This window comes from Deltaproteobacteria bacterium, assembly GCA_020848745.1.
Classification (GTDB): domain Bacteria; phylum Desulfobacterota; class Binatia; order UTPRO1; family UTPRO1; genus UTPRO1.
The window spans coordinates 84,999-108,376 of sequence record JADLHM010000056.1; the positions used below are offsets into that span (position 1 = coordinate 84,999).

At 68.7% G+C, this 23,378-nt stretch carries 21 protein-coding genes; 12 read left to right on the forward strand and 9 right to left on the reverse strand.

Annotated elements, in window-relative coordinates; all coding sequences use genetic code 11:
• Nucleotides 1-4: 4 nt before the first annotated feature.
• The 8 genes from IT293_08235 to IT293_08270 form a co-directional block, all read right to left on the reverse strand.
• A complete protein-coding gene (locus IT293_08235; GenBank protein ID MCC6764637.1) occupies nt 5-604 on the reverse strand; it encodes a cytochrome c oxidase subunit 3 in 600 nt (199 codons plus the stop codon).
• A 3-nt stretch (nt 605-607) separates the two neighbouring features.
• Nucleotides 608-2,377, reverse strand: a complete 1,770-nt coding sequence (locus IT293_08240; GenBank protein ID MCC6764638.1) for a cbb3-type cytochrome c oxidase subunit I — start codon at nt 2,375-2,377, stop codon at nt 608-610.
• A gap of 73 nt (nt 2,378-2,450) precedes the next feature.
• Nucleotides 2,451-3,203, reverse strand: coding sequence for a TonB-dependent receptor (locus IT293_08245; GenBank protein ID MCC6764639.1), 753 nt, complete (start codon nt 3,201-3,203; stop codon nt 2,451-2,453).
• Nucleotides 3,204-3,238: 35 nt separating this feature from the next.
• The gene (locus IT293_08250; protein ID MCC6764640.1) at nt 3,239-4,438 is read right to left on the reverse strand and encodes a quinol:cytochrome C oxidoreductase; all 1,200 of its coding nucleotides are present in this window, start codon (nt 4,436-4,438) and stop codon (nt 3,239-3,241) included.
• On the reverse strand, nt 4,435-5,010 hold the full coding sequence (locus IT293_08255; GenBank protein ID MCC6764641.1) for a DUF3341 domain-containing protein: 576 nt from the start codon (nt 5,008-5,010) through the stop codon (nt 4,435-4,437). The genes IT293_08250 and IT293_08255 overlap by 4 nt, the downstream gene beginning before the upstream one ends.
• Complete coding sequence (gene nrfD / locus IT293_08260) at nt 5,010-6,446, reverse strand: polysulfide reductase NrfD (GenBank protein ID MCC6764642.1); 1,437 nt, start codon at nt 6,444-6,446, stop codon at nt 5,010-5,012. The genes IT293_08255 and nrfD overlap by 1 nt, the downstream gene beginning before the upstream one ends.
• A gap of 76 nt (nt 6,447-6,522) precedes the next feature.
• Nucleotides 6,523-7,173: an SCO family protein gene (locus IT293_08265; protein ID MCC6764643.1), complete on the reverse strand. Its 651-nt coding sequence runs from the start codon at nt 7,171-7,173 to the stop codon at nt 6,523-6,525.
• Nucleotides 7,173-7,448: a hypothetical protein gene (locus IT293_08270; protein ID MCC6764644.1), complete on the reverse strand. Its 276-nt coding sequence runs from the start codon at nt 7,446-7,448 to the stop codon at nt 7,173-7,175. Before IT293_08270 ends, IT293_08265 begins: the two co-directional genes overlap by 1 nt.
• 60 nt (nt 7,449-7,508) lie before the next feature.
• Between IT293_08270 and IT293_08275 the strand changes: the two genes are divergently transcribed.
• The 9 genes from IT293_08275 to IT293_08315 all read left to right on the forward strand — a co-directional run bounded on the left by IT293_08275 (nt 7,509) and on the right by IT293_08315 (nt 19,776).
• A complete protein-coding gene (locus IT293_08275; GenBank protein MCC6764645.1) occupies nt 7,509-8,312 on the forward strand; it encodes a cytochrome c3 family protein in 804 nt (267 codons plus the stop codon).
• Nucleotides 8,255-11,257 (forward strand): TAT-variant-translocated molybdopterin oxidoreductase, encoded by a 3,003-nt coding sequence (locus IT293_08280; GenBank protein ID MCC6764646.1) that lies wholly within the window; start codon nt 8,255-8,257, stop codon nt 11,255-11,257. Before IT293_08275 ends, IT293_08280 begins: the two co-directional genes overlap by 58 nt.
• Nucleotides 11,254-11,850, forward strand: a complete 597-nt coding sequence (locus tag IT293_08285) for a cytochrome c (protein ID MCC6764647.1) — start codon at nt 11,254-11,256, stop codon at nt 11,848-11,850. Before IT293_08280 ends, IT293_08285 begins: the two co-directional genes overlap by 4 nt.
• Nucleotides 11,847-13,676: a cytochrome ubiquinol oxidase subunit I gene (locus IT293_08290; protein MCC6764648.1), complete on the forward strand. Its 1,830-nt coding sequence runs from the start codon at nt 11,847-11,849 to the stop codon at nt 13,674-13,676. Before IT293_08285 ends, IT293_08290 begins: the two co-directional genes overlap by 4 nt.
• A 1-nt stretch (nt 13,677) precedes the next feature.
• Nucleotides 13,678-14,166 carry a cytochrome c gene (locus tag IT293_08295; protein ID MCC6764649.1) on the forward strand — a complete coding sequence of 163 codons (489 nt, stop codon included), beginning with the start codon at nt 13,678-13,680 and terminating at the stop codon, nt 14,164-14,166.
• 3 nt (nt 14,167-14,169) lie between these two features.
• On the forward strand, nt 14,170-15,000 hold the full coding sequence (locus tag IT293_08300; GenBank protein ID MCC6764650.1) for a cytochrome c: 831 nt from the start codon (nt 14,170-14,172) through the stop codon (nt 14,998-15,000).
• A gap of 1 nt (nt 15,001) precedes the next feature.
• Complete coding sequence (locus IT293_08305; GenBank protein MCC6764651.1) at nt 15,002-16,720, forward strand: c-type cytochrome; 1,719 nt, start codon at nt 15,002-15,004, stop codon at nt 16,718-16,720.
• Nucleotides 16,721-16,749: 29 nt separating this feature from the next.
• Complete coding sequence (locus IT293_08310) at nt 16,750-18,822, forward strand: universal stress protein (protein MCC6764652.1); 2,073 nt, start codon at nt 16,750-16,752, stop codon at nt 18,820-18,822.
• Between the two features lie 96 nt (nt 18,823-18,918).
• Nucleotides 18,919-19,776: a GNAT family N-acetyltransferase gene (locus tag IT293_08315; GenBank protein MCC6764653.1), complete on the forward strand. Its 858-nt coding sequence runs from the start codon at nt 18,919-18,921 to the stop codon at nt 19,774-19,776.
• A gap of 28 nt (nt 19,777-19,804) precedes the next feature.
• On the opposite strand, the gene IT293_08320 is transcribed toward IT293_08315, so the two are convergent.
• The gene (locus IT293_08320; protein ID MCC6764654.1) at nt 19,805-20,302 is read right to left on the reverse strand and encodes a VOC family protein; all 498 of its coding nucleotides are present in this window, start codon (nt 20,300-20,302) and stop codon (nt 19,805-19,807) included.
• Between the two features lie 45 nt (nt 20,303-20,347).
• On the opposite strand from IT293_08320, the gene IT293_08325 reads away from it, so the two are divergent.
• The 3 genes from IT293_08325 (at nt 20,348) to IT293_08335 (ending at nt 23,063) form a co-directional block, all read left to right on the forward strand.
• Entirely contained in the window at nt 20,348-21,322 is a 975-nt protein-coding gene (locus IT293_08325; protein MCC6764655.1) for a P-loop NTPase, read from the forward strand.
• A 221-nt stretch (nt 21,323-21,543) separates the two neighbouring features.
• The gene (locus IT293_08330) at nt 21,544-21,741 is read left to right on the forward strand and encodes a PCP reductase family protein (GenBank protein ID MCC6764656.1); all 198 of its coding nucleotides are present in this window, start codon (nt 21,544-21,546) and stop codon (nt 21,739-21,741) included.
• A complete protein-coding gene (locus IT293_08335; protein ID MCC6764657.1) occupies nt 21,738-23,063 on the forward strand; it encodes a radical SAM protein in 1,326 nt (441 codons plus the stop codon). The genes IT293_08330 and IT293_08335 overlap by 4 nt, the downstream gene beginning before the upstream one ends.
• Nucleotides 23,064-23,378 lie beyond the last annotated feature (315 nt).

A 23,378-nucleotide genomic window follows, 5' to 3' on the forward strand; every position in this document is an offset into this window, starting at 1 on the left:
CTCCTTAGAGCAGATACAGGATCGGGAAGAGGAAGATCCACACCAGGTCGACGAAGTGCCAGAAGAGTCCGGAGTACTCGACGCGGTGTCCGAGCAGCTCGCGATCGTGGTCCCAGTAGCTCGGTGCGGCGAAGAGGAAGTAGGCGTTGGTGATCATGCCGCCGATCACGTGCAGGCCGTGCAAGCCCGTCATGATGAAGTAGATGGCGAGGAAGTTGTTGGTGCTCGGCAAGAGGTGGTGCTCGAACTTCGCCGAGTACTCGACGTACTTGATGCCGAGGAAGCAGAATCCGAGGAGCACCGTGGCGCCGAGAAACATGCGGTATGCGCCGAAGTCGTTCCGCATGAGCGACGCCCATGCCATGACCATCGTGACCGACGAGGTGATCAGCACGATCGTGTTCACGGTCGCGAGCGGGACGTTCAGGATCGACGAGCCGTGCGGCCATTCGACCGCGGTCGTGCGCAGCACGATGTAGCTCGCGAAGAAGGCGCCGAAGAGCATCACTTCCGAGGCGAGGAAGCACCAGATGCCGATCTTGCCGTTGGTGAGGCCCGTGTCGGGCCGCGCCTCGGTGATGTAGGGAATCAGCTCCTGGGACATCGCTCAGGCCTCCTGCGCTTGCGGACGGAAGTCGGCGTGGTAGCCGTGCGGGCTGTAGTCGTACGGGCCCCGGTACACGACCGGATCGTGGAGGAAGTTGCCGTGCGGCGGCGGCGAGGGCGCCTCCCACTCGAGGGTCGTCGCCTTCCAGGGGTTCTTGTCGACGGCTTTTCCGCCGCGGATGCTCCAGAAGAAGTTGAGGATGAAGAGGATCTGGGCGGCGCCCATGATCCACGCCGCCCAGGACGACACGCCGTTCAGCCAGAGCACGTGCTGCCCGTGGGCGTAGCTCGCCCCGCCGTCGTAGAGCCGGCGCGAGACGCCGGCGAGGCCGATCCAGAACATCGGCATGAACACGCCGTTCATGCAGAGGAAGGTCAGCCAGAAGTGCAGCTTGCCGAGCGTCTCGTTCATCACGCGCCCGGTCGCCTTCGGGAACCAGTAGTAGATGCCCGCGAAGAAGGCCATGACGGTGCCCGGCGCCACGACGTAATGGAAGTGGCCGATCACGTAGTACGTGTCGTGGAGGTGGATGTCCGAGGAGGTCAGGCCGAGCGGTAGGCCCGTGAGGCCGCCGATCCCGAACATCGGCAGGAACGCGAGGGCGAAGAGCATGGGCGTCGTGTAGCGGATCGACCCGCCCCAGAGGGACAGGAAGAGCGCGGTCAGGACGACGACCGACGGCACCGAGATGATCATCGTCGTCGTCTGGAAGAAGGCCGCGATCGCGGACCCCATGCCCGTCATGAACATGTGGTGCGCCCAGACGATGAACGACATGAAGCCGAGGAAGATGATCGAGTAGACCATCGCGGTGTAGCCCCAGAGCGGCTTCCGGGTGTTGTTCGCGAGCACCTCCGCGACGATGCCCATGGCCGGGAGGATCAGGACGTAGACCTCGGGATGGGCGAGGAACCAGAAGAGGTGCTGCCAGAGGAGCGGGTTGCCGCCGCCCGCCACGTTCAGCGGCGCGCCGCTGATGACGAGGCCGCTCGGCAGGAAGAAGCTCGAGCCCGCGATACGATCCATGAGCTGCAGGAGGGCGCCCACCTCGAGCGGGGGGAACGCCAGCAGCAGCAGGAAGGACGTCACGAACTGCGCCCACACGAAGAAGGGGAAGCGCCAGAAGCTCATCCCCATGGTGCGGAGCTGGATGGTCGTGACGATGAAGTTGATCGCGCCGAGCAGCGACGACGTGATGATGAAGATCATCGCCACGATCCAGCCGGTCTGGCCGGGGTTGATGTTCGCGAGCGGCGAGTACGAGGTCCAGCCCGACTGCGCGGCGCCGCCCGGAAGGAAGAAGGTCGCGAGCATCATCACGCCGCCCACGAAAAAGAACTGGTAGCTCATCATGTTGAGGCGCGGGAACGCCATGTCCTTGGCGCCGATCTGGAGCGGCAGCACGTAGTTGCCGAAGCCGCCGACGCCGAGGGGCACGACGCCGAGGAAGACCATGATCGTGCCGTGCATGGCGCCGAGCTCATTGTAGAAGTCGGGCGTCATGACCCCGCCCGGCATGCGCGCCTCGCCGAACCAGGAGCCGATGAGCGGCAGCGGCTGGCCCGGATAGGCGAGCTGCCAGCGCATCAGCATCATCAGCGTGAAGCCGAACATCAGGAAGAAGAGCGCGGTCACGGCGTACTGGATCCCGATCGTCTTGTGGTCGGTCGAGAACACGTACGTGCCGAGGAACCCGGGCGCGTGATGGCCGTGCCCGTCGTCGTGCGCCTCCGCGTGCTCGCGGGCGGGGGAGTCGTGTCGTGCGTCCATGCGATCCGCTCCTGTTCCCTGAGTCGGGCGGGGCGCCCGCGTCCGCCGCGGACGCCCCGCATCGACCACGTGCTCAGTTGCCGCCGGGGGCGCTGAACTTGAAGTCGACCGTCTTGCTCTCGCCGTCGGCGACCGTGACCTTCTCGACCTTGGAGCCGAGCTTTTCGTGCCAGGCCTCGATCTCGTAGGTGCCGGCGGGGAGGTCGCCGTCGAGCTTGTACTTGCCGTCCTCCTTGGTGACCGCGAAGTACGGGTGCTCGAAGATCGAGACGTGCGCGGTCATCCACGGGTGGACGTCGCACTTCACCTGGAACGGCGTCACCTCCACCTTGTCGAACGTGTGCTCGGCGCTCTTGCGGGTCGCCGGCATCGCCATGTTGAACTGGCCGTTCACCTTCGGGAGCGCGTGGACGTTGTGGAGCACGCCGTCCGAGTTCAGCACCTTGAGCGGCTGGCCGACCTGCAACGCGAACACGTGCGGCTTGTACTGACAGCCGCTCTGATCCATCACGAACGCCTCTTTCGGCGCGGGGTACGTCTTGCCCGCCGGAAGGCCGCTCTTCACCGACACGATGATGTTGCCCATCGTGTTGCCGGAGCCGAGCACGAGCATCTCGTTGGCGACCGGGCTCGAGTGTTTCGCGGCGCACGCCGGGTCGGCGTCCATGGCGAGCGGCTTCAGGTTGGGAACTTTGCCTTCGTACGTGATGGTGCCGGTGACGGTGGCGCCGGCGAAAGCCGTCGACGCGGCAAGAGCAACGAGCAGCCCGCTGGCGATGAGCAGCCCACCGGCCAGGCCGCGCCCGAACATCTTCGAATGACCCATGTGATCCTCCTCGAGAGAAGTGTGAAGGGTGAAGCTCAGACGTTTTCGAACGAAAGCGATTCGGAGAGCCGCGGATCCCCGAGGGGCACCAGTGCCCGCCGGCTCGATACCCACCCGATCGCCGCGAGGAAGACGCCGCCGACCGCGCAGAACGCGCCGACGTCGATCAGCCCGAGCCGCGCGCCTTCGTGGTGCAGCACCGGCATGACGGCCCAGTGGAGATCGAGGAAATGCATCGACAGCTGCCACACCGCCGCGACGACGAGCAGGCCGGAATTGCGCTTCACGGCTCGGGGCATGAGGAAGAAGAAGGGGACGAGGAAGTGCCCGCCGGCGAGGAGCACGCCGATCGACTGCCACGATCCGACCTGCCGCTTCATGTAGTAGATCGTCTCCTCGGGGACGTTCGCATACCAGATCAGGAAGTACTGGGAGAAGGCGATGTAGGTCCAGAAGATCGTGAAGCCGAAGAGCAGCTTGCCGACGTCGTGCAGGTGCTCGACCGTGACGACGCCGCGAAGCGCGCCCTGCGCGTAGGCGAAGTGGACCAGGAGGATCACGAAGGAGAAGATCGCGACGACCGCCCCCGAGAAGAAGTAGACGCCGTACATCGTCGAGTACCATGCGGGCTCGAGGGACATCATCCAGTCGATCGCGGCGAAGCTCGTGGTGAGCGCGAAGACGACGATGCCGATCGGCGCGGCTCCGCGCAGACGCGCGCTGATCCGCTCGTCGCCGCTCTGGTCCTGTTTCTGCGACTGGGTGGAGAAGAAGATCGCGAGGACGCTCCACGCCGTGAAGTAGAAGATCGCGCGGAGGAACCAGAAGCCCTCGTTCAGGAAGGGCGCCTTCCCTTGGAGGAGCGGGCTCTTGGCGACCTCCTCCGGACGGGTCCACTCGTAGAGCTCGTGGCGTCCGAGCCAGATCGGGACGAAGAGGAGCGCGAAGACGGGCAGCGTCGCCATGACGTTCTCGACGACCCGGCGGAGCGACACGCCCCAGGCGGCGCGGGTCACGGCGAGGGTCAGCACGAAGAAGAGGCCCCCGAGGGCGATGCTGAGGAAGTACAGATAGGCGACCAGCCAGGAGAAATAGAACTGCGGGGTGCCGCCCGCGAGCCCGGCCGACACGCCGGTCCCGATGATCGCCAGCGCCGCCCCGGCGCCCGTCAGCCGCGCGAACGCGCGGCCGCCGTGCCGGGCGGGGTCGATCGCGACCGGCGGAGCGTGGCTCACGAGGCCGCGCCCTCGCGCCGGCGCACCAGCTGGACACGCGTCGCGCCGGTGCCGCTGAGCAGCCGCTCGGTGGCCGCCGCGTCGAACTTCGGATCCCAGGCCTCTACCGAGATGAAGAATCCGTCGTCGGTGACCTTCTCGAAGCGCTCGGCGCCGAAGAGGGGATGGAAGAGCATCGGCAGCTTGTTGAAGGCGAACATGCCGAAGACCGTCGCCAGGGCCGCGAGGAGCACGCCGCACTCGAACGTGATCGGCACGTAGGGCTGCCAGTTGAAGAGCGGCTTGCCGCTGATGACCATCGGGTAGGCGATCGCGTTCGCCCAGAGCTGGAGCGCCATCCCGCCGACCGCGCCGCCGACGCCGAAGGTGAGGGCCACGTAGGGGAGGCGCGAGCGCCCGAGCCCCATCGCCTTCTCGATGCCGTGGACCGGGAAGGGCGAGTGGGCGTCCCATTTTTCGTAGCCCGCGTCGCGGACCTTCTCGCAGGCGCGGAAGAGCGCGCCCGCCGAGTCGTACTCGGCGAGGAGGCCGAAGTAGTCGCCTTCCGGGAAGAGCCGCGGAACGAGGCCCATCAGCGCGCGCCCTCCGGTGCGAGCCGGCCGGCTATCGCCGGCGTCGCGTGACGCCCGCCCGCGTGGTGCGGGTCGGCCGCGGGCAGCACGGACTTCACCTCGGCCGCGGCGACCACCGGCAGGAAGCGGACGAACAGGCAGAACATCGTGAAGAAGAGGCCGAAGCTTCCGATCAGCAGCATCACGTCCCAGATCGTCGGGTAGAACATGCCCCACGACGACGGCAAGAAATCGCGGTGGAGCGACGTCACGATGATGACGAAGCGCTCGAACCACATGCCGATGTTCACGAAGATCGAGACGATGAAGTGGATGACGATGCTGGTGCGGGCGCGCTTGAACCAGAAGACCTGGGGCGAGAGCACGTTGCAGGTGATCATCGTCCAGTAGGCCCACCAGTACGGCCCGAAGGCGCGGTTGATGAAGGTGAACTGCTCGTAGGGGTTCCGGCTGAACCACGCGATGAAGAACTCCATCGCGTAGGCGTAGCCGACGATCGACCCCGTCAGGAGCATGATCCGCGCCATGCGGTCGAAGTGGAACGCCGTGAGAATGTGCTCGAGGCCGAGCGCCTTGCGGGTGATCACCATCAGCGTGACCACCATCGCGAAGCCGGAGAAGATGGCGCCCGCGACGAAGTACGGCGGGAAGATCGTCGTGTGCCAGCCAGGGAGCTGCGCGACCGCGAAGTCCATCGAGACGATCGAGTGCACGGAGAGCACGAGCGGCGTCGCGATGCCCGCGAGGATGAGGTACGCCATCTCGTAGTGCTGCCAGTTGCGCGCCGAGCCGCGCCAGCCGAGCGCGAAGAAGCCGTACGCGTAGCGGCGGATCTTGGTGGTGGCGCGGTCGCGCAGCGTCGCGAGATCCGGGATGAGGCCGACGTACCAGAAGAGCGCCGACACCGTGCCGTAGGTCGAGACCGCGAAGAAGTCCCAGAGGAGCGGGCTCCGGAAACCGGGCCACGTGCCCATCTGGTTCGGAAGCGGCGCCATCCAGTACGCGAGCCACGGGCGGCCGATGTGGATGCCCGGGAAGAGGAGCGCGCACATGACGGCGAAGATCGTCATCGCTTCCGCGGCGCGGTTGATCGACGTGCGCCACTTCTGCCGGAAGAGGAACAGGACCGCGGAGATCAGCGTGCCGGCGTGGCCGATGCCGATCCAGAAGACGAAGTTCGTGATGTCGAACGCCCACCCGACCGGCTGATTGAGGCCCCAGATCCCGATGCCCTCCCACACCAGCCAGGCGACGGAAAGGCCGAGGAGGCCCAGCATGGCGAGCGACGGCAGGAAGAAGAACCACCACGCGAGCGGCGTGGCGCGCTCCGCGGGTCGTGCGACGGCTTCGGTGATGGAGTGGAAATCGTGTCCGCCGAGGATCAGGGGAGCCCGGCCGACGACTGGTTCGTGGGAGACGTTGTCAATGACTTCCATCATGACGAACCGATGACCGCGCGTAGCACTACAAAAACATTCGGCCGAGGGTCAAGAGTTTCTCACGGCGTGCTTCTCATCGTGCGCGCGATGCCTCGTGCTCGCGCGCTTCCTTCAGCACGTGCTGCGCGCGGTGGAACACCTCGTCGATGCCGCGTTCGTCGGTGTCGTAGTAGCCGCGCACGTGACCGGTTTCGTCGACGAGCACGACCTTCGTCGTGTGCGGGATGTCGCCGTTCGCGAGCGCGGCGGTGTCGAGGCCCGGCACCTTGAACCCGGACACCAGGAGCGCGTGCAGGCGCTCGCGTGACCCGGTGAGGAGCGTCCAGCGGGCCGGATCGACGCCGTAGCGCGGCTCGGCGGCGCGCAGGACCTCGGGCGTGTCGCGCTCGGGGTCGACGGTGATGCTGACGAGGCGGACGTCCGCGACGCCACCCTCGGCGAAGCGCCGCTGGAGGTCCGCCATGCGGGCCATGACGAGCGGGCACACCGACGGACAATGGGTGAAGAAGAAGCTCGCGACCCAGACCGTGCCGGCGAGCTCTGGCGTGCCGAAGGGCCTTCCCGAGGCGTCCACCAGCGTGAACGCGGGGAGCTCGCCGAGGACCGGCGGCGGCTTCGGCTCGTAGCGCAGGAACGGGCGCAGCAGCGTCACCGTGACGCAGCCGACCACGAAGGCCAGGACGTAGGGGTTGCGCCAGAGCGGCGCACGCGCTCGGGGCTCCATCAGGCGCGCGTCAGCTTCTCGAGGACGGCGGCGTACTTGTACTGCCGGAGGTTCTGGCGGGCGTTCAGGAGGATGAGGACGATCAGGGCGATCCGGGCGCCGAGCGGGAAGGAGGGGTCGTGGAGGCGTGCCCACCCGTAGAAGAGGGCGAGACCGGCCGCGATCACGACCCCGGCGATCGCGAGTGTCCGGAACACCCGCTTCCGGCGCACGGCCCGCGCGGCGAAGGCGCGCTCGGCGTCGTTCAGGGGACCGATCGCGTGCGCCTCCGTCATGGGGCGAGCTTCTGGCAGACCACCCGACGCATTGCCAGCCGGGATCGATGGCGATGACCGATGTCGTCCGAGACGGTGATTCTTGACCTCTTCGCGCCGCCTGCGCTACAGCACGCCGCGAATGCTGCGCGGCTGATCCCTGAGCAGAGCAGAGCGAACGTCAACGGAAGTCCTCAGACCGCGCGAGTCTTCGGGCGGGGAGTCGGGTGCAGGCCGGTGGCGCAAATATTTCCCGAGCGGGCGAACAACCTACCTCTGGCGGTGGCGGTCGGCGCTCCGCTCGGCCTGCTCGGCGTCGTGGCGTTCGTCTGGTACTTCTTCTCGCCCTGGTACACGCAGGTCGGGTATCAGCCGCATCAGCCCGTCGCGTATAGCCACAAGCTCCACGCCGGCGACATGGAGATCAACTGCCGCTACTGCCACGCGGCGGTCGAGACGTCCGCGGTCGCGTCCGTCCCGCCGACGCAGGTGTGCATGAACTGCCACCAGCTCGCGAAGAAGGACAGCCCGCTCCTCCAGCCGATCCGCGACAGCGTGACGAGCCATCAGCCGATGGAGTGGGTGCGGATCCACGAGCTCGCCGACTACGTCTACTTCAACCACGCGGCGCACCTGCACGCGGGGGTGGGGTGTGTCGAGTGTCACGGCCGGATCGACCAGATGGAAGTGGTCCGCCAGGAACAGCCGCTCAGCATGGGCTGGTGCCTCGAGTGCCACCGCGACCCGGGGCCGCACCTTCGACCGCCGGATCAGGTGACGAACATGCGGTGGACGCCGTCGGCCACCCATGCCGAGCTCGCCGCGCGATGGATCTCCGAGCGCAAGATCGCGCCGCCGACCGATTGCTGGGGGTGTCATCGGTGAGCGACTACTGGCGAAGTCTCGGCGGGCGCGAGGGCTCGTCCGAGTTCGAGGCGAGCCGGCATCGCGAGTTTCCGCAAGGCGCGGCCGATGCGCCGGACGGCATCAGCCGGCGCGCCATGCTCGGACTCATGGGCGCAACGCTGTCGCTCTCCGGGCTGGCGGCGTGCCGCCGTCCGGTCGAGAAGATCGTCCCGTACGTCCAGGCGCCGGAGGACATGTTGCCCGGGATCCCGCTCCGGTACGCCACGACGATGCCTTTCCGCGGCAACGCGCTCGGGCTCCTCGTCGTCAGCAACGACGGTCGTCCGACGAAGGTCGAAGGCAACGAGCTCCACCCGGCCACGCGCGGCGCCTCGAACGTCTGGGCGCAGAATGCGATCTACGATCTCTACGATCCCGATCGGGCGCGCGGAGTGCTGCAGGGCGGCGCGCCGAAGGCCTGGAAGGACTTCGTCGACTACTGGGCCGCGCTCGACGCGAAGCTCGTGACCGACGGCGGTGACGGCTTCGCGATCGTGTACGAGCCGTCGACGTCGCCGACCGAGGCCCGCCTCCTCGAGCGCGTCCGGGGCCGCTTCCCACACGCGCGCATCTTCGGGTGGACCCCGCTCGCCGACGAGAATCGCGCCGCGGGTCTCCGGGTCGCGACGGGCGCCGAAGTCGCGCCCGTCTATCAGCTCGATCGGGCGCGCGTGATCCTCGCGCTCGATGCAGATTTCCTCCTCCACGACCCCGACCAGATCCGGCTCGCGCGCGACTTCGCCGCGGGCCGCCGCGATCCGGAGGCGATGAACCGGCTCTACGTCGCCGAGAGCACTCTCACGATCACCGGGATCGCCGCCGACCACCGGCTCGCGATGCCGAGCGGCCGCATCGTGAAACTCATGCTCGCGCTCGCGACCGAGCTCGGCGTGCGCGGCCTCGGCGGCATGGGCGTGAGCGGCTACACCGACGGCATCGACGCCGCGTGGGTGAAGGCCGTCGCGAAGGACCTGAAGGCGAACGCCGGGCAGGGCGTCGTGCTCGTCGGCGCGCTGCAGCCGCCCGAGGTGCACGCCGTGGCCGCGGTGTTGAACGACGCGCTCGGCAACGTCGGCAAGACGGTCTCGTACGTGTCGGCGCCGACCCTCGCGCGCGCCGCCGATCTTCAGGAGCTCGCGGGCGCGCTCGCGAACGGCGAGATCCAGACGCTGATCGTGCTCGGCGGCAATCCCGCCTACGATGCGCCGGCCGATCTCGACCTCGCGGCCAGGATCGCCAAGGTGCCGAACCGGATCCGCTTCGGGAGCCACGTCGACGAGACGTCGGCCGTCTGCGACTGGCACGTGCCGCAGGCGCACTTCCTCGAGAGCTGGGGCGACGCGCGCGCGCTCGGCGGCCCGCTCTCGATTGTGCAGCCGCTGATCGCGCCGCTCTTCGGAGGCCGCAGCACGATCGAGATGCTCGCGCTCTTCGAGACCGGGAAGGAGCAGAGCGGCTACGAGCTCGTGCGCGAGACCTGGAAGCCGATTCTCGGCGACGACTTCGAGCGGCGCTGGGAGCGCGTGCTCCACGACGGGGTTCTTCCCGACAGCGCGTCGAAGACGGTCGCGCCGACGACCGACACTTCGGCGATCGACAAGCTCGCAAGCGTCGGGACGCGCGAGAAGGACGGGGGGCTCGAGCTCGTGTTCCTGCCGTCGAACGTCGTGTGGGACGGGTGCGCGGCGAACAGCGCGTGGCTCCAGGAGCTTCCGGACCCGGTCTCGAAGCTCACCTGGGACAACGCCGCCCTCATGAGCAAGATCGACGCCGACGCGCTCGGCGTCACCGACGGCGACGTGGTGACGCTCGCCGTCGACGGGCGCTCGCTCACGGCGGCGGCGTTGATCCTGCCGGGACAGGCGGCCGGCTCGGTCGGGATCGCGCTCGGCTACGGCCGGACGGCGGCGGGACGCGTCGGCAACGGCGTCGGCTTCGACGCCTACGCTCTCCGGACGATGAAGGCGCTCGGCATCGCGCGCGGGCTGACGGTCGCGAAGGCGGGCGGCCGCCACCCGCTCGCGCTCACCCACGAGCACTGGAGCACCGAGGGCCGCGACATCGTGCGCGAGGAGGACGTGGGCGGCCGCGGCCCCGCGGCCGCGGGCGGGACGCACGGGGACCACGAGGCCAGTGGCCACGGCCACGGGGCCGCGGGTGAGCATCCGCCGCTCGTGTCGCCGTGGCCCGAGCGCACGTACGAGCACGGGCCGCAGTGGGCCATGACGATCGATCTGAGCTCCTGCGTCGGCTGCAACGCGTGCGTCGTCGCCTGCCAGAGCGAGAACAACATCCCGTCCGTCGGCAAGGACCAGGTGGCGCGCGGCCGCGAGATGCACTGGATCCGGGTCGACCGCTACTTCTCCGGCCGGCCCGAGGCGCCCGGGTCGATCGTGTTCCAGCCGGTGCCGTGCATGCACTGCGAGAACGCGCCCTGCGAGCAGGTGTGCCCGGTTGCCGCCACCTCGCACGGGGAGAGCGGGCTCAACGAGATGGTCTACAACCGCTGCATCGGCACGCGGTACTGCTCGAACAACTGCCCCTACAAGGTCCGCCGCTTCAACTTCTACAATTTCACCAAGGACACGCCCGAGACGCTGCAGATGGCGTACAACCCCGACGTCACCGTGCGGGCCCGCGGCATCATGGAGAAGTGCTCGTACTGCGTGCAGCGCCTCTCGCGCGCCGAGCGCGACGCGAAGCTCGCGAACCGTTCGCTCCAGGACGGCGACGCGCGGACGGCGTGCCAGCAGGCGTGCCCCGCGGAGGCGATCCAGTTCGGCGACATGCGCGATCCGGAGAGCAAGGTCGCCGCCTCGAAGGCGTCGCCGCGGCGCTACGACCTCCTGTCCGAGCTCAACACCAAGCCGCGCACCTCGTATCTCTCGCGTCTGCGCAATCCGAACCCGGAGCTCTCGACATGAGCCGCTCGCGCGCGAGAGCGGTCGTCGGGTCCGTGGTCGCGGTGCTCGCCGCGCTCGCCTTGCAGGGGTGCATGCGCGGCTGCAGCTCGAGCGAGCCGCCGGTGCTGATCAACTTCAGCATGTTCAATCAGCCGAAGTACAAGGCGCAGGCGAAGAGCGACTTCTTCTACGACGGCAAGACGATGCGGCAGCCCGTCGCCGGGACGATCGCGCGCGGACACCTCCACGAGGATCCGGCGCTCGCGACCGGCATGGACGCCGAGGGGCAGCCGCTTGCGACGTCGCCGGTGGCGGTCGACGCCGCGCTCCTCGCGCGCGGCGCCGACCGCTACGGCATCTACTGCCAGCCGTGCCACGACGAGCGCGGCGAAGGGAAGGGCGTGCTCGCGGAGCGCGCCAAGGTCCCGACCGCGAACCTCCTTGCCCAGCGCGTCCGGGAGCTCCCGGACGGCGCCATCTTCGACACGGTCACCAACGGCAAGGGCTTGATGGCGGGCTACCGGTATCCGATCACGGCGTCCGATCGCTGGGCGATCATCGCGTACGTCCGCGACATGCAGAAGAAGAACGCGGAGATGGAGGCCGCGAGATGAAGCCGCGCCTCCTGATCGCGGCGGCGATCGTCGTGCTGCTCGGCCTTGGCGGCGCGGTGCGCGTCTACCTCGCGCTCGAGAACCAGGCCTATCACCCGCCGGTGCGCTCGACGAGCGTCGAGTCGGGGGTGCCGCGCGAGCAGGCGCTCGAGGACATCGCCAAGGACCACGAGGCCAAGGCCAAAGCCAAGAAGTACGAGCCGCCGACCTATCGCACGCTGCCGCTCGTCAGCAGCCGGGTGGCGGTCTGGGTGGTGGCGCAGCTCCATCTCATGTTCGCGGCGTTCGTGCTCGCCGTGCCGATGTTCGCGTTCATCATCGAGCTCATCGGCTACTTCAACGGCGACAAACGCTACGACCGCCTCGCCTACGAGTTCACGAAGCTGCTTTCGACGTCGTTCTCCTTCACGGCGAGCTTCGGCGGGTTCCTGACCTTCCTCCTCATCATGCTGTACCCCGCCTTCACGAACTACCTGATGGAGATCTTCTCCTGGACGTTCTTCCCCTACGTCGCGCTGTTCTTCGCGGAGGCCGGATTCCTCTACAGCTACTACTACGGCTGGGGAAAGTTTCATCCGCTGGTGCACCTGTTCCTTGGCCTCGGAATCAACGTCGTCGGAACGCTGATCATGTTCATCGCCGACTCGTGGGCCTCGTTCATGATGACCCCGGGCGGCGTCTCGGACGCCGGCGCGCTCATCGACCCGTGGGCGGCCCTGGACAACTTCACGTGGATGCCGATCAACATCCACCGGTTCATCGGCAACATCGCCTTCGGCGGCTCGGTGGCCGCGGCCTACGCCGCCTGGAAGTTCCTCGGCGCCAAGACCGACGAGGAACGCGCCCACTACGACTGGATGGGCTACATGGGGAACTTCGTCGCGATCAGCGCGTTCCTCCCGCTGCCCTTCGCCGGCTACTACCTGGCGCGCGAGATCTACGGGTACAACCAGGCGCTCGGCATCATGATGATGGGCGGCGCCTTCTCGTGGCTGTTCATCATCCAGGCCGTCCTGATCGGCAACCTCTTCCTCGCCGCGAACTACTATCTCTGGCTCGGGATGGGCCGGATCGAGGGGACGCAGAGCTATCAGCGTTACGTGAAGTACCTGCTCGCCGCGATTGCCGTGTGCTTCGCGGTGTGGGCGACGCCGCGCTCGATCCTGGCGTCCGTGAGCGAGATCAAGGCCATGGGCGGTACGCTGCATCCGGCCCTCGGCGTGCTCGGAGTGATGTCGGCGAAGAACACGGCCGTGAACATCCTCATCCTGACGACGTACGTGAGCTTCCTCTTCTATCGCCGCACCGGGAAGCGGCCGACCGTGGCGTGGGCGGCGCTCGGCAACGCCGCGCAATTCCTGATCTTCTTCGGCGTCTCCGCCTTCGTGATCGCGCTCGGGGTCTACGGCTACTTCGTCGACGCCGCGACCCGCATCGGCCTGTCGATCCCGCAGGTGCTGTCGGTGCTGTTCGCCATGGTCGCCATGACCGTGATCGACGCGTTCCTGCTACGCGGCGCCGAGGAGACCGGCGCGACGCATTGGGGGAAGCTGCCGGCGATCTCGCAGTACGTGCTGATCTTCATCGCCGTCACCTTCACCTGGCTCATGGGCCTGATGGGCTACGTGCGGTCGGGGCTGCGCCAGCACTGGCACGTCTACGGCGTGATGCGCGATCAATCGGTCGATGCCTTCACGCCGACGCTCGGCTTCGCGACCCAGGTCATCTCGGTGATCGTCATCATCTTCTTCGCGTTGATCGCCTTCGTGTTCTGGCTTTCGAGCCTGCACGACAGGCCCGATTGGAACGGCGGAGGAGGGCACTGACGTGCGGCTGCCCGTCTCGCTGAACGTGATCATGCTCGTCGTCGGGTCGAGCCTCTTCTACACGTACGTCGGTCAGCTGGTGCCGCAGAAGCAGCTGCTGCCGCCGGCCGAGGTCGCGATCGCCGCCGACCTCACCACCGACCAGATGGTGAAGGTGGGGTTCGAGGTCGTGCAGCAGAAGGGCCTCTGCCTCACCTGCCACACGATCGGGAAGTCCGGCACCTTGCGCTACCCGGACCTCGCCGGCGTCGGCGACCGGGCCAAGACGCGCAAGCCCGGGATGGACGACCTCCACTATCTCGCCGAGTCGCTCTATCACCCCGACGCCTTCGTCGTTCCGGGCTTCAACCCCGGCATGCCGACCATCAACAAGCCGCCGATCGGCCTCACCGACAAGGAGATCCTCTGCGTCATCGCCTGGCTTCAGAGCCTCGGCGGCACGCCGTCGGTGACGATGCAGACCAAGCTTCCTGACCAGGGCCAGGGCTGAGACGTGAATCTCTTCGATCTTCGGGTCATCCTCGGGATCCTCGCGGTGATGGCGCTGCTGCGCCTCGTACGAGCGTCGCTCCTCGTGTGGATCCTCGCGTGGTGGATCGGCATGTACGTGTTCGTGAGCCGCGGCTTCGCGACGCCGGTGCCGGCCTCGGCGCAGAACATCTATCTCGGCATCGTGACCCTCGCGCTCTTCGCGTACGTGACCTCGAGCGGCGAGCGCGTCCGGTCGTTCGTCGATCCGCTGGTGACCTTCGCGGGCGACGGGCGCTACACGCTGGCGCTCGTGCCGGTGCTGCTCGCGTTGCCGGCGCTCGCCGCCTATCGCGAGTACGTGAACGCCAAGGTGCCCGTCGAGCCGCCCTTCTTCGCGCGCACCGTGCATCCCTCACCCCCGACCGAAATCACCGTGCACGACGTGAAGGTCGACATGGTCGGCGGCGACAATCCACTCCGCCATCTCGAGCAGAGCGACCCCGAGAAGTTCAGGCAGCACGTCGAGAACGGCAAGGCGGTTTACTACGAGCACTGTTTCTTCTGTCATGCCGACGCGCTCGGCGGCGACGGCATGTACGCCCACGGCTTGAATCCGGCGCCCGCGAACTTCATCGACCAGGGCGTGCTGCCGAACTTCCAGGAAACGTTCTTCTTCTGGCGCATCGCGAAGGGCGGGCCCGGCATGCCGGACGAGGGCGCGCCGGGCGACTCGGCGATGCCGGAGTGGGAGCGCTTCCTCAGCAACGAGGAGATGTGGGAGGTCGTCCTCTTCCTCTACGACCACACCGGGTACCGGCCGCGCGCGCGGGAAGTCCATGCCGAGGGGCACTGACGTGAGGATCGCCGCGATCGGACTGGCGTGCGCGCTCGGCGTCGGCGTGGCGTCGGCGGACGCGTCGGCCGCTCCGGACCTCGGGAGCGACGCGCAGCGAGCGGCGGGCAAGGAGCTGTACACGCGGAACTGCGCGCAGTGCCACGGCGACAAGGGCGACGGCAACGGCGTCGCGGCGCCGCACCTCATGCCGCGCCCGCGCGACTTCACGTCGGGCAAGTTCAAGATCCGCACCACGCCGAGCGGCAAGCTTCCGACCGACGAGGATCTGAAGCACATCATCAAGGTCGGCATGCCGTACACCTCGATGCCGGCGTGGCCTGAGTTCTCGGACGAGCAGCTGATGAGTCTCGTCTCCTACGTGAAGTCGTTCTCGCCGGACTTCGCGCGGGCCGAGAATCAGGTCGAGGGGATGACGATTCCGAAGCCGCCCGCGATGACCGCCGAGTCGGTCGCGCGCGGCAAGGCCTCGTATGCCGAGCTCGGCTGCGCGCGCTGCCACGGCGAGCTCGGCCGCACCGACGGCGGCACCGCCCCGACGTTGAAGGACGATTTCGACCATCCGATCCTGCCGGCCGATCTCAGCCGGCCCTGGACCTTCCGCGGCGGCGCGCGGCGCGAGGACATCTTCCGCGCCATGACGACGGGCCTGAACGGCACGCCGATGCCCGCCTTCGGCGAGGCGCTCACCGAGGAGCAGCGCTGGGACATCACCGACTACATCTTCGCGCTCGGCGGATCGTCGGAGTCTCCCGACTACGCGACGCTGCTCACGGCCAAGAAGATCACCGGGGACATCGACCTCGCCGCGGCCGACACCCTCTTCGACCAGGCCCCGGCGGCGTTCTTCCCGATCGTGGGACAGATCATGCAGCCCGGCCGGGCCTTCCATCCGGCCTCCAACGGACTCACGGCGCGCGCCGTCTACAATGATGCGGATCTCGCGATCGAGCTCCGCTGGAACGACATGCGGGGCAACGCGAGCGGCAAGAACGCGCCGGACCTGGCGGTTCCGCCGGAGGAGGATGCCGCAGAGCCGATGGCCGCGAAGCCCGCGGGGGCGGCCGCCGACGACGGCGGCTGGGGCGACGCCGAGGAGAAGCCCGCGGCCGGCAAGGCGGCGGACGCCGATCCGTGGGGTGATGCCGAGGCGAAGCCCGGCGACGCCGACGAGAAGGACCCCTGGGCCGAGGACGACGGCGCCACCGGAGCGGGCGACGGCGCTTCCGAGTTTTCCGACGCCGTGGCGCTCCAGTTCCCGGTGGTGCTCCCGACGTCGATCCGGAAGCCCTATTTCCTGTTCGGCGACAAGGACCACCCGGTGCACCTCTGGTTCGCCGATCTCGCCAGGAAGACGCCGTCGCTCTGGCTCGGGCACGGCAGCGACAAGATGGAGAATCTCGGCGCCCGCGACCTCGCCGTCACGAGCCGCTTCGAGAAGGGGGAATGGCGCGTCGTCTTCAAGCGCCGCCTGCGGAGCACGGGCGCGCTCTCCTTCGAGGAGCACGGCTTCGCGCCGATCGCCTTCTCGGTGTGGGACGGCGCCAGCCGCGAGCGCGGCAACAAGCGCGGCCTCACGACCTGGTGGTCGATCTACTTCGAGCCCGCGGAGAAGCCGTCGCCGGCGGGATCCATGGCGGCATCGGCGCTCGGCGTCCTCGTGCTCGAGGCCGCGTTCGTCGCCTGGGCGCGGCGCCGCAAGCGCACCGAGGCCGCATAGCGAAATCTCGTCTCGTCTGGAGGAGCCCGATGTACAAAACGATCTACGTCCCGGTCGACAATTCCGACTACTCGAATCAAGCGATCAGCGTCGCGGTGGATCTCGGCAAGGCCTTCCAGTCGAAGATGGTCGGCTGTCACGTCTACGCGGCGAAGATGCACGATTATCGCTTCAAGCAGATGGAATACACGCTGCCCGAGGAGTACCTTGAGGAGACCGAGCTCGATCGGCAGCGCAAGATCCACGACAGCCTCATCACGATGGGGCTGAAGCTCATCTCCGACGGGTATCTCGTACCGATGCAGCAGCGCTGCGCCGAGGCCGGTCTCGAGTTCGAGCCGCGCATGATGGACGGCAAGCACTCGACCGAGATCGTCGCCGACGTGAACGGGAACGACTACGATCTCGTGGTCCTCGGCGTCCTCGGGCTCGGCCGTGTGCGCGACAGCCAGGTCGGCTCGGTCTGTGAGCGCGTCGTGCGGCGGTCCACCAAGGACGTGCTGGTCGTCAAGCACATCCCGGCGGCCGACCAGGGCTCGGAGCGTGGTGAGACGACGGAGCGTGACACCATTCTCGTCGGCATCGACGGCTCGCCGCAGTCCTTCGGCGCGCTCATGACCGCCGTCGATCTCGCCAAGCGCTTCGGCAAGAAGGTCGAGGCGATCGCCGTCTACGATCCGTACCTGCACTACACGGTCTTCAACGGTATCGTGAACGTGCTCACCGAGAAGGCCGCCAAGGTCTTCCGCTTCGAGGAGCAGAACCAGCTGCACGAGGAGGTCATCGACACCGGGCTCGCGCAGATCTACCAGTCGCACCTCGAGGTCGCGGGGAAGATGGCGGCCGCGGCGGGTGTCGAGATCCGGAAGACGCTCCTCGACGGCAAGGCCTTCCAGAAGGTCCTGAACCACGCCCGCAAGGCGAACCCGTGGCTCCTCGTGCTGGGACGGATCGGCATCCACAGCCTGAAGGAGGAGACCGATCTCGGCAGCAACACCGACAACCTCTTCCGGAACGCGCCCTGCGACGTGCTGCTCACGACGCGGCTCGAGCACCCGGAGCTCGACGTCAAGGCGGAGGAATCGATCCGCTGGACGCCCGAGGCCGAGAGCCGCATGACGAGGGTGCCGGCGCTCGTGCAGGGCATCGCCCGCACGGCGATCTACCGGCTCGCGGTTGAGAAGGGACACAGCGTCATCACGAGCGACCTCCTCGACGAGGCGATGGAGCGCTACATGCCGAAGGGCGCGAAGGCGGCGACCAGGCTCGCCCAGGCCGTCGTGCTCGAGCACGCGGCCGAGCGCTCGATCTCGATCTGCCGCAAGTGCGGCGTGTCGGCGTCCGAGGCGAACGCGGTCACGTGCTCGGTATGCGGCAGCACGTCGTTCCAGATCGTGACGCCGGAGATGGTCGAGCAGATCATCGAGATGGAGGGCGGCGGCCAGGACGAGCTCGCCTACGACGGCCGCAAGCTCACCTGGACCCGCGACGCCAAGCGCGCGCTCTGGACCATGCAGGACGCCTACAAGCGGCGGCGCGTGAAGGCGCGGGTCGAGAAGGCGGCGCGCCTGAAGCGCTTGTCGTCGGTCACCCTCGAGTTCGCGCGCGCGATGATCGAGGAGGAGACCGGCGCGCCGATCGTGCTCCCGCCCGAGGGTGCCGTTGCCGAGACGCCGGCCCCGGTGAGTGACGGCAAGCGTCTCATCGCTCGCGACGCCAAGAAGACCCCGCTCTTCTCCGAGATCGACTGGGCGTCGGATGCGATCGACCGCGTCCTCCGCGTCCCCGCCGGCTTCATGCGTGACCGGACCCAACGCCGCGTCGAAGAGCTCGCCCGCGAGCGCGGGATGCGCCTCGTCGATCTCGAGACGGTGGAGGCCGGCATCGAGGACGGCCGCAAGGCGATGGAGGAGATGATCAAGGGCTACCAGGCGAACCCGGCGCCGGCGCGATCCGTCATGGAGGCCGCCGAGCCGCCGCGTGAGCCACGCATCGCCACGGTCGAGCCCGCCTCGACGTCGGCGAGTGCGCTGCCCCTCAACGAGGTCGGCATCATGGCCGCGATGGAGGCGAAGCGTCGGGGGAATCCGACCGAGCACTGATCGCGACACGCTGCTGCCTCGGCCACACCACCGACGACATCGTGCTCGCGACCGCATCGTGATCGCATTGCCGTTGCGACCTCGGTATCTTCGACCATGCCCGGCTATCGGTTCTGCCGCTCCGACGACCTGCGGCTGCTCGTCGCGGCACACAATGCGTGCTGGGTGCCGCACTTCGGGGTGGATGCGGCGATCACCATCGAGGATTTCAAGCGCGGCGGCCGCGAGCTCGGGCTCTGGGCGTCGAGCTGCATGATCGCGTTCGAGGGTGACGAGCCGATCGGCGTCCTGATCGCCGCCAAGCGCGACGGCGAGGCGAACTACGTGTGGCGCCTCGCGGTGAAGCCCGGCTACGAGCGGCAGGGGCACGGCCGGCACCTCCTGACGTCGCTCGCCGACAAGGCCGCGATTCTCGGGCCGCCGCGCCTCGCCGCCGAGATCCCGGCGGAATGGACCGCGGTGCGGAGCTTCTTCGAGCGCTCGGGATTCGTCGCGGAGGAGACGTACGCGGACTTCGTGCTTGATCCCGCACCGGCAGCGGTCGTCGACGCCGCGACCGCGCCCTTGCTCGTGCCGGTCGCGTTCGACGATCTCGTGGAGCACGGGGTGTTCGACCCGACCGCGCGGCGAGCCTGGGGGCGGAGCACGGCATCGCTGCGCGCCTGCGAGAGCGCGCTCGAGGGGCTCGCGCTCGCGACGGACCGCATCGAGGCCTACGTGATCTTCCGGGCGTCGCGCGGCGGCGACGAGCGTGAGATCGTCGCGCTCGGCGCCGCTCCCGATGTTGCCGCCGCACCGCTGCTGGCTCTGCTGATCGAGCGTGTCCGGGCGGGAGGCCGCCGGCTTCGCCTCCCGATGCTCGCCGAGCGCGAGACGAGCTTCGCGACGCTCGAGCGCCTCGGCTTTCGGCGCGCGCGAACGACGATCGGTTACGCCGTCGCGCGTCCTGCCTGATCCGGGCGCGCGCCGGCGGGCTCGCCCGTCACTCGCCGCGCTTCATGCCCGCGGCGCCGAACTCGTCCGCGGGTCCTTCCCCGCCGTCGCCGAGCCGGCCGCCGGGACCGAAATGACCCTTCCCCGGCACGTGGTTCACCTCGACGCGGATGCCGTCGGGGTCTTCGAACAGCACCGAGTAGTACCCCGGCGCGAACCCGCCGTCCTCGGGCGGGTGCACGACGTGGGCGGCGAGCTCGTCGACCAGGAAGCGATAGATGGCGTCGACGTCCTCGCGGCCGCGGGCACGGAAGCAGAAATGGTGGAGACCGGCGCGCTCCTGATCGAAGCGGCTGCGGTCGTGTTCGGGCATCACGCCGCGCACCAGGATGCCGGTGCGGCTGCCGATGCAATAGACCATGTCGTCCGCCTTGATCAGCGTCCGCATGCCGAAGAAATGGCAGAGCTTCTCCCAGAACGGCACACAGCGCGCGGGGTCGTTCACCGTGAGTTGAATGTGGGCGATGCCGTTGAGCTCGACGGGCACGCGCTGCTTCTGGCGAGGTCGCCTCACCGAGTCAATGCCTGCGGCGTGTGGAGTTTCGCGCGTGTCGTGGGCAAGGGAGATCGCAAGCTCGTGCGGCTTGCGCCTGGGCGCGATCTCGGCGAAGGAAAGACGCACCAGCGGATCCCCGTGAAGAGCTATCACGACATCGCGGGCGACGGCGGCTCGGACGTCCTCGGGCAGGTCGTCGCCAAGCGCGCGCGGATCGCCGAGAGCCTCGCCGACGTGCGCTCCATGGTCGCGATCGGCTCCGGGAAGGGCGGGGTCGGCAAGAGCACGCTCACCATGCAGCTGGCGCAAGCGCTCGGGGCCGGCGGGTCGCGCGTCGCGATCCTCGACGCCGACCTGAACGGGCCCACCCAGGCCCGCCTCGGCGGCCTGCGCGCCGCGCCCGTCCTCCCGGGCCCGCGCGGGCTCGTGCCGCCGAGGACCGCGAGCGGCATCGGCGTCGTGTCGATGGGCGCCCTCGTCCCGGAGGGCGAAGCCGTCGACTTCGACAGCGTGGCGCGCGGCGATTCGTACGTCTGGCGCGCGACCCGGGAGTTCGCGGCGTTCGGCGACCTGCTCGCGGGCGTCGGGTGGGGCGCGCTCGATTTCCTCCTCGTCGACCTGCCGCCCGGCGCCGAGCGCACGTTCCAGTACGCCGAGTTCCTCGGCGCCGCCGCCGCGTTCGTGCTCGTGACGATCCCGTCGGACGTTGCGCGCGGCGTCGTGTCGCGCGCGGTCGCCGCGATGCGGAAGACCCCGAACCGCATCCTCGGGTACGTCGAGAACATGAGCGGATACTATTGCGAGGGATGCGGCGGGATCCGGCCGCTCTTCCCGGCCGCGAGCACGGCGATCGATCTCGGGATCCCGCGGCTCGGCGCGGTACCGTTCGACCCGGAGCTCGCCGCCGCCTGTGACGGCGGAGCGACGCTCGCCGACGCCGGGCGGCCGGCGCTGCGCGCGATCGGCGCGGTCGCCGCCGAGATCGCCCGTCTCCTGGAGGTGCGAGGATGAAGTTTCTCTGCGTGCTCTGCGATCAGCCGATGAAGCTCGTCGAGATGGCGCCGCCCGACCGGGGCGCGCTCGCGATCGTCTACGAGTGCCCCGAGTGCGCGCACCGCGTGGCGATGCTCACGAATCCCCTCGAGACCCAGGTCGTGACCTCGCTCGGCGTGCAGATCGGTCCGGGGCAGGGCGAGGTTTCGAAGTGTCCGTTCTCGGGGATGGTGCAGGAGATGACCGGCGGCGCGGCGCCGGACGCGGCGCCGGCGGCGATCACGTGGACGAGCGCCGCCCTCGAGCGGTTGCAGCGCATTCCGGACTTCGTCCGGCCGAGGGCGCGCTCGGGCATCGAGAAGTACGCGCGGGACAAGGGCCTCGTCGAGATCGACGAGACGGTGCTCGACCACGCGAAGGACTTCTTCGGCATGTGACGATGCTCGCTCCGGGCAGCGCCGACGCCTTCGCGCGTCCCTACGTCATCTCGTGGAACCTCACGTATCGCTGCAACCTCGCCTGCGAGCACTGCTACCTCGACGCCGGCGGCAAGCCGGCGATCGCCACGCCCGAGTTCGCGGACCGGAGCGAGCTCGACACCGAAGCGTGCTTCCGGGTCGTCGACGAGATCGCGGCCTTCGCCCCCGACGGTCTCCTGATCCTGACCGGCGGCGAGCCGCTGCTCCGGCGCGACATCGTCGAGATCATCCGCTACGCGGCGGCGCGCGGGCTCTGGGTGGTGGTCGGCACGAACGGCGTGAAGATCACCGAGAACCTCGCGGCGATCCTGAAGCGCGAAGGCGTGCGCGGTCTGTCGCTCTCCCTCGACGCCCTCGACGAGGCGCGCCACGACGCGTTCCGCCGCGTGACGGGCGCCTTCCGCAACACCGTCGAGGGCGCGAAGATCCTCGCCCGCGCCGGGCTGCCGTTCATCGTGCAGACGACCGTCGGCCGCCACAACGTCGCCGAGCTCGCCGCGCTCGCCGACTTCGCGCACGACGCGCTCGGGGCGCGCGTGTGGAACCTCTATTTCCTCGTGCCGACCGGCCGCGGCTCGCACGTTTCCGATCTCGCCGACGCCGACTACGATCGCGTGCTCGGCGAGCTCGCCGGCATCCAGCGGAAGTACGCGGACCGGATGCTCGTCAATGCCAAATGCGCGCCGCACTACGTCCGCATCCTGCAGGCCGAGGATCCGTCGTCGCCGTTCGTGAAGAGCTACGCCGGCGGCGCCGGCGGCTGTCCGGCCGGGACGCACTACCTCGGGATCCGTCCGAACGGCGACGTCACGCCGTGCCCGTATCTGCCGGAGTTCGGCGGCAATCTGCGTCGGGAGCGCCTCCGCGACATCTGGCGCGAATCGGCGGTGTTCGTTCGCATCCGCGACCGGAGCGCGCTCGGCGGACGCTGCGGCTCGTGCGAGCTCCGGGCGGCCTGCGGCGGCTGTCGCGCGCGCGCCTACGGCATGACGGGCGATTCGATGGCCGAGGACGCGCTCTGCACGCACCGGCCCGGGACGTTCGCGGCGCCGGCGCCGCCGACCCTCGAGTACGGTGCGTCCGCGGCGCCGCACGACGGGACCGTCGCATGGGACGCCGACGCCGAAGCGCGCATGAAGGACATTCCCGCGTTCGTGCGCGGCATGGTGGCGCGACGGGTGGAAGCGTACTGCCGCGACAAAGGCCTCACGCGGGTGACGGCCGACACGCTCGCCGAGATCCGGGCTCGGATGCCGACGCCGAAGCTGTTCTCGCGCTGACCGGAGTCGAGCGCCGGACGGCGTTCCATCCCGAGCTCGGTGACGGCGCGCGCGTGCGCCGCGCCTGGCTGCGGGAGATCTCGTAGCACTCGCTCGACGATCGTCGTGGCGGGCGACGCATTTGTGATTGCGTTCCGATGGCGCGCGGCGAATGCCAAGGGCCGTGCGTGTCGCGCCATCCCGCGACGACCGGCGCGGCGGCCGTCGGATGCACGCCCATCTCGCAGGGGCGGCGCTGTGCGCTCCGGCGAAAAGCGGGCGCCGGCCGCGACATCTCGCACGGCGTCGGCGCGGGCGCGGCGCCACGCCCCGCGC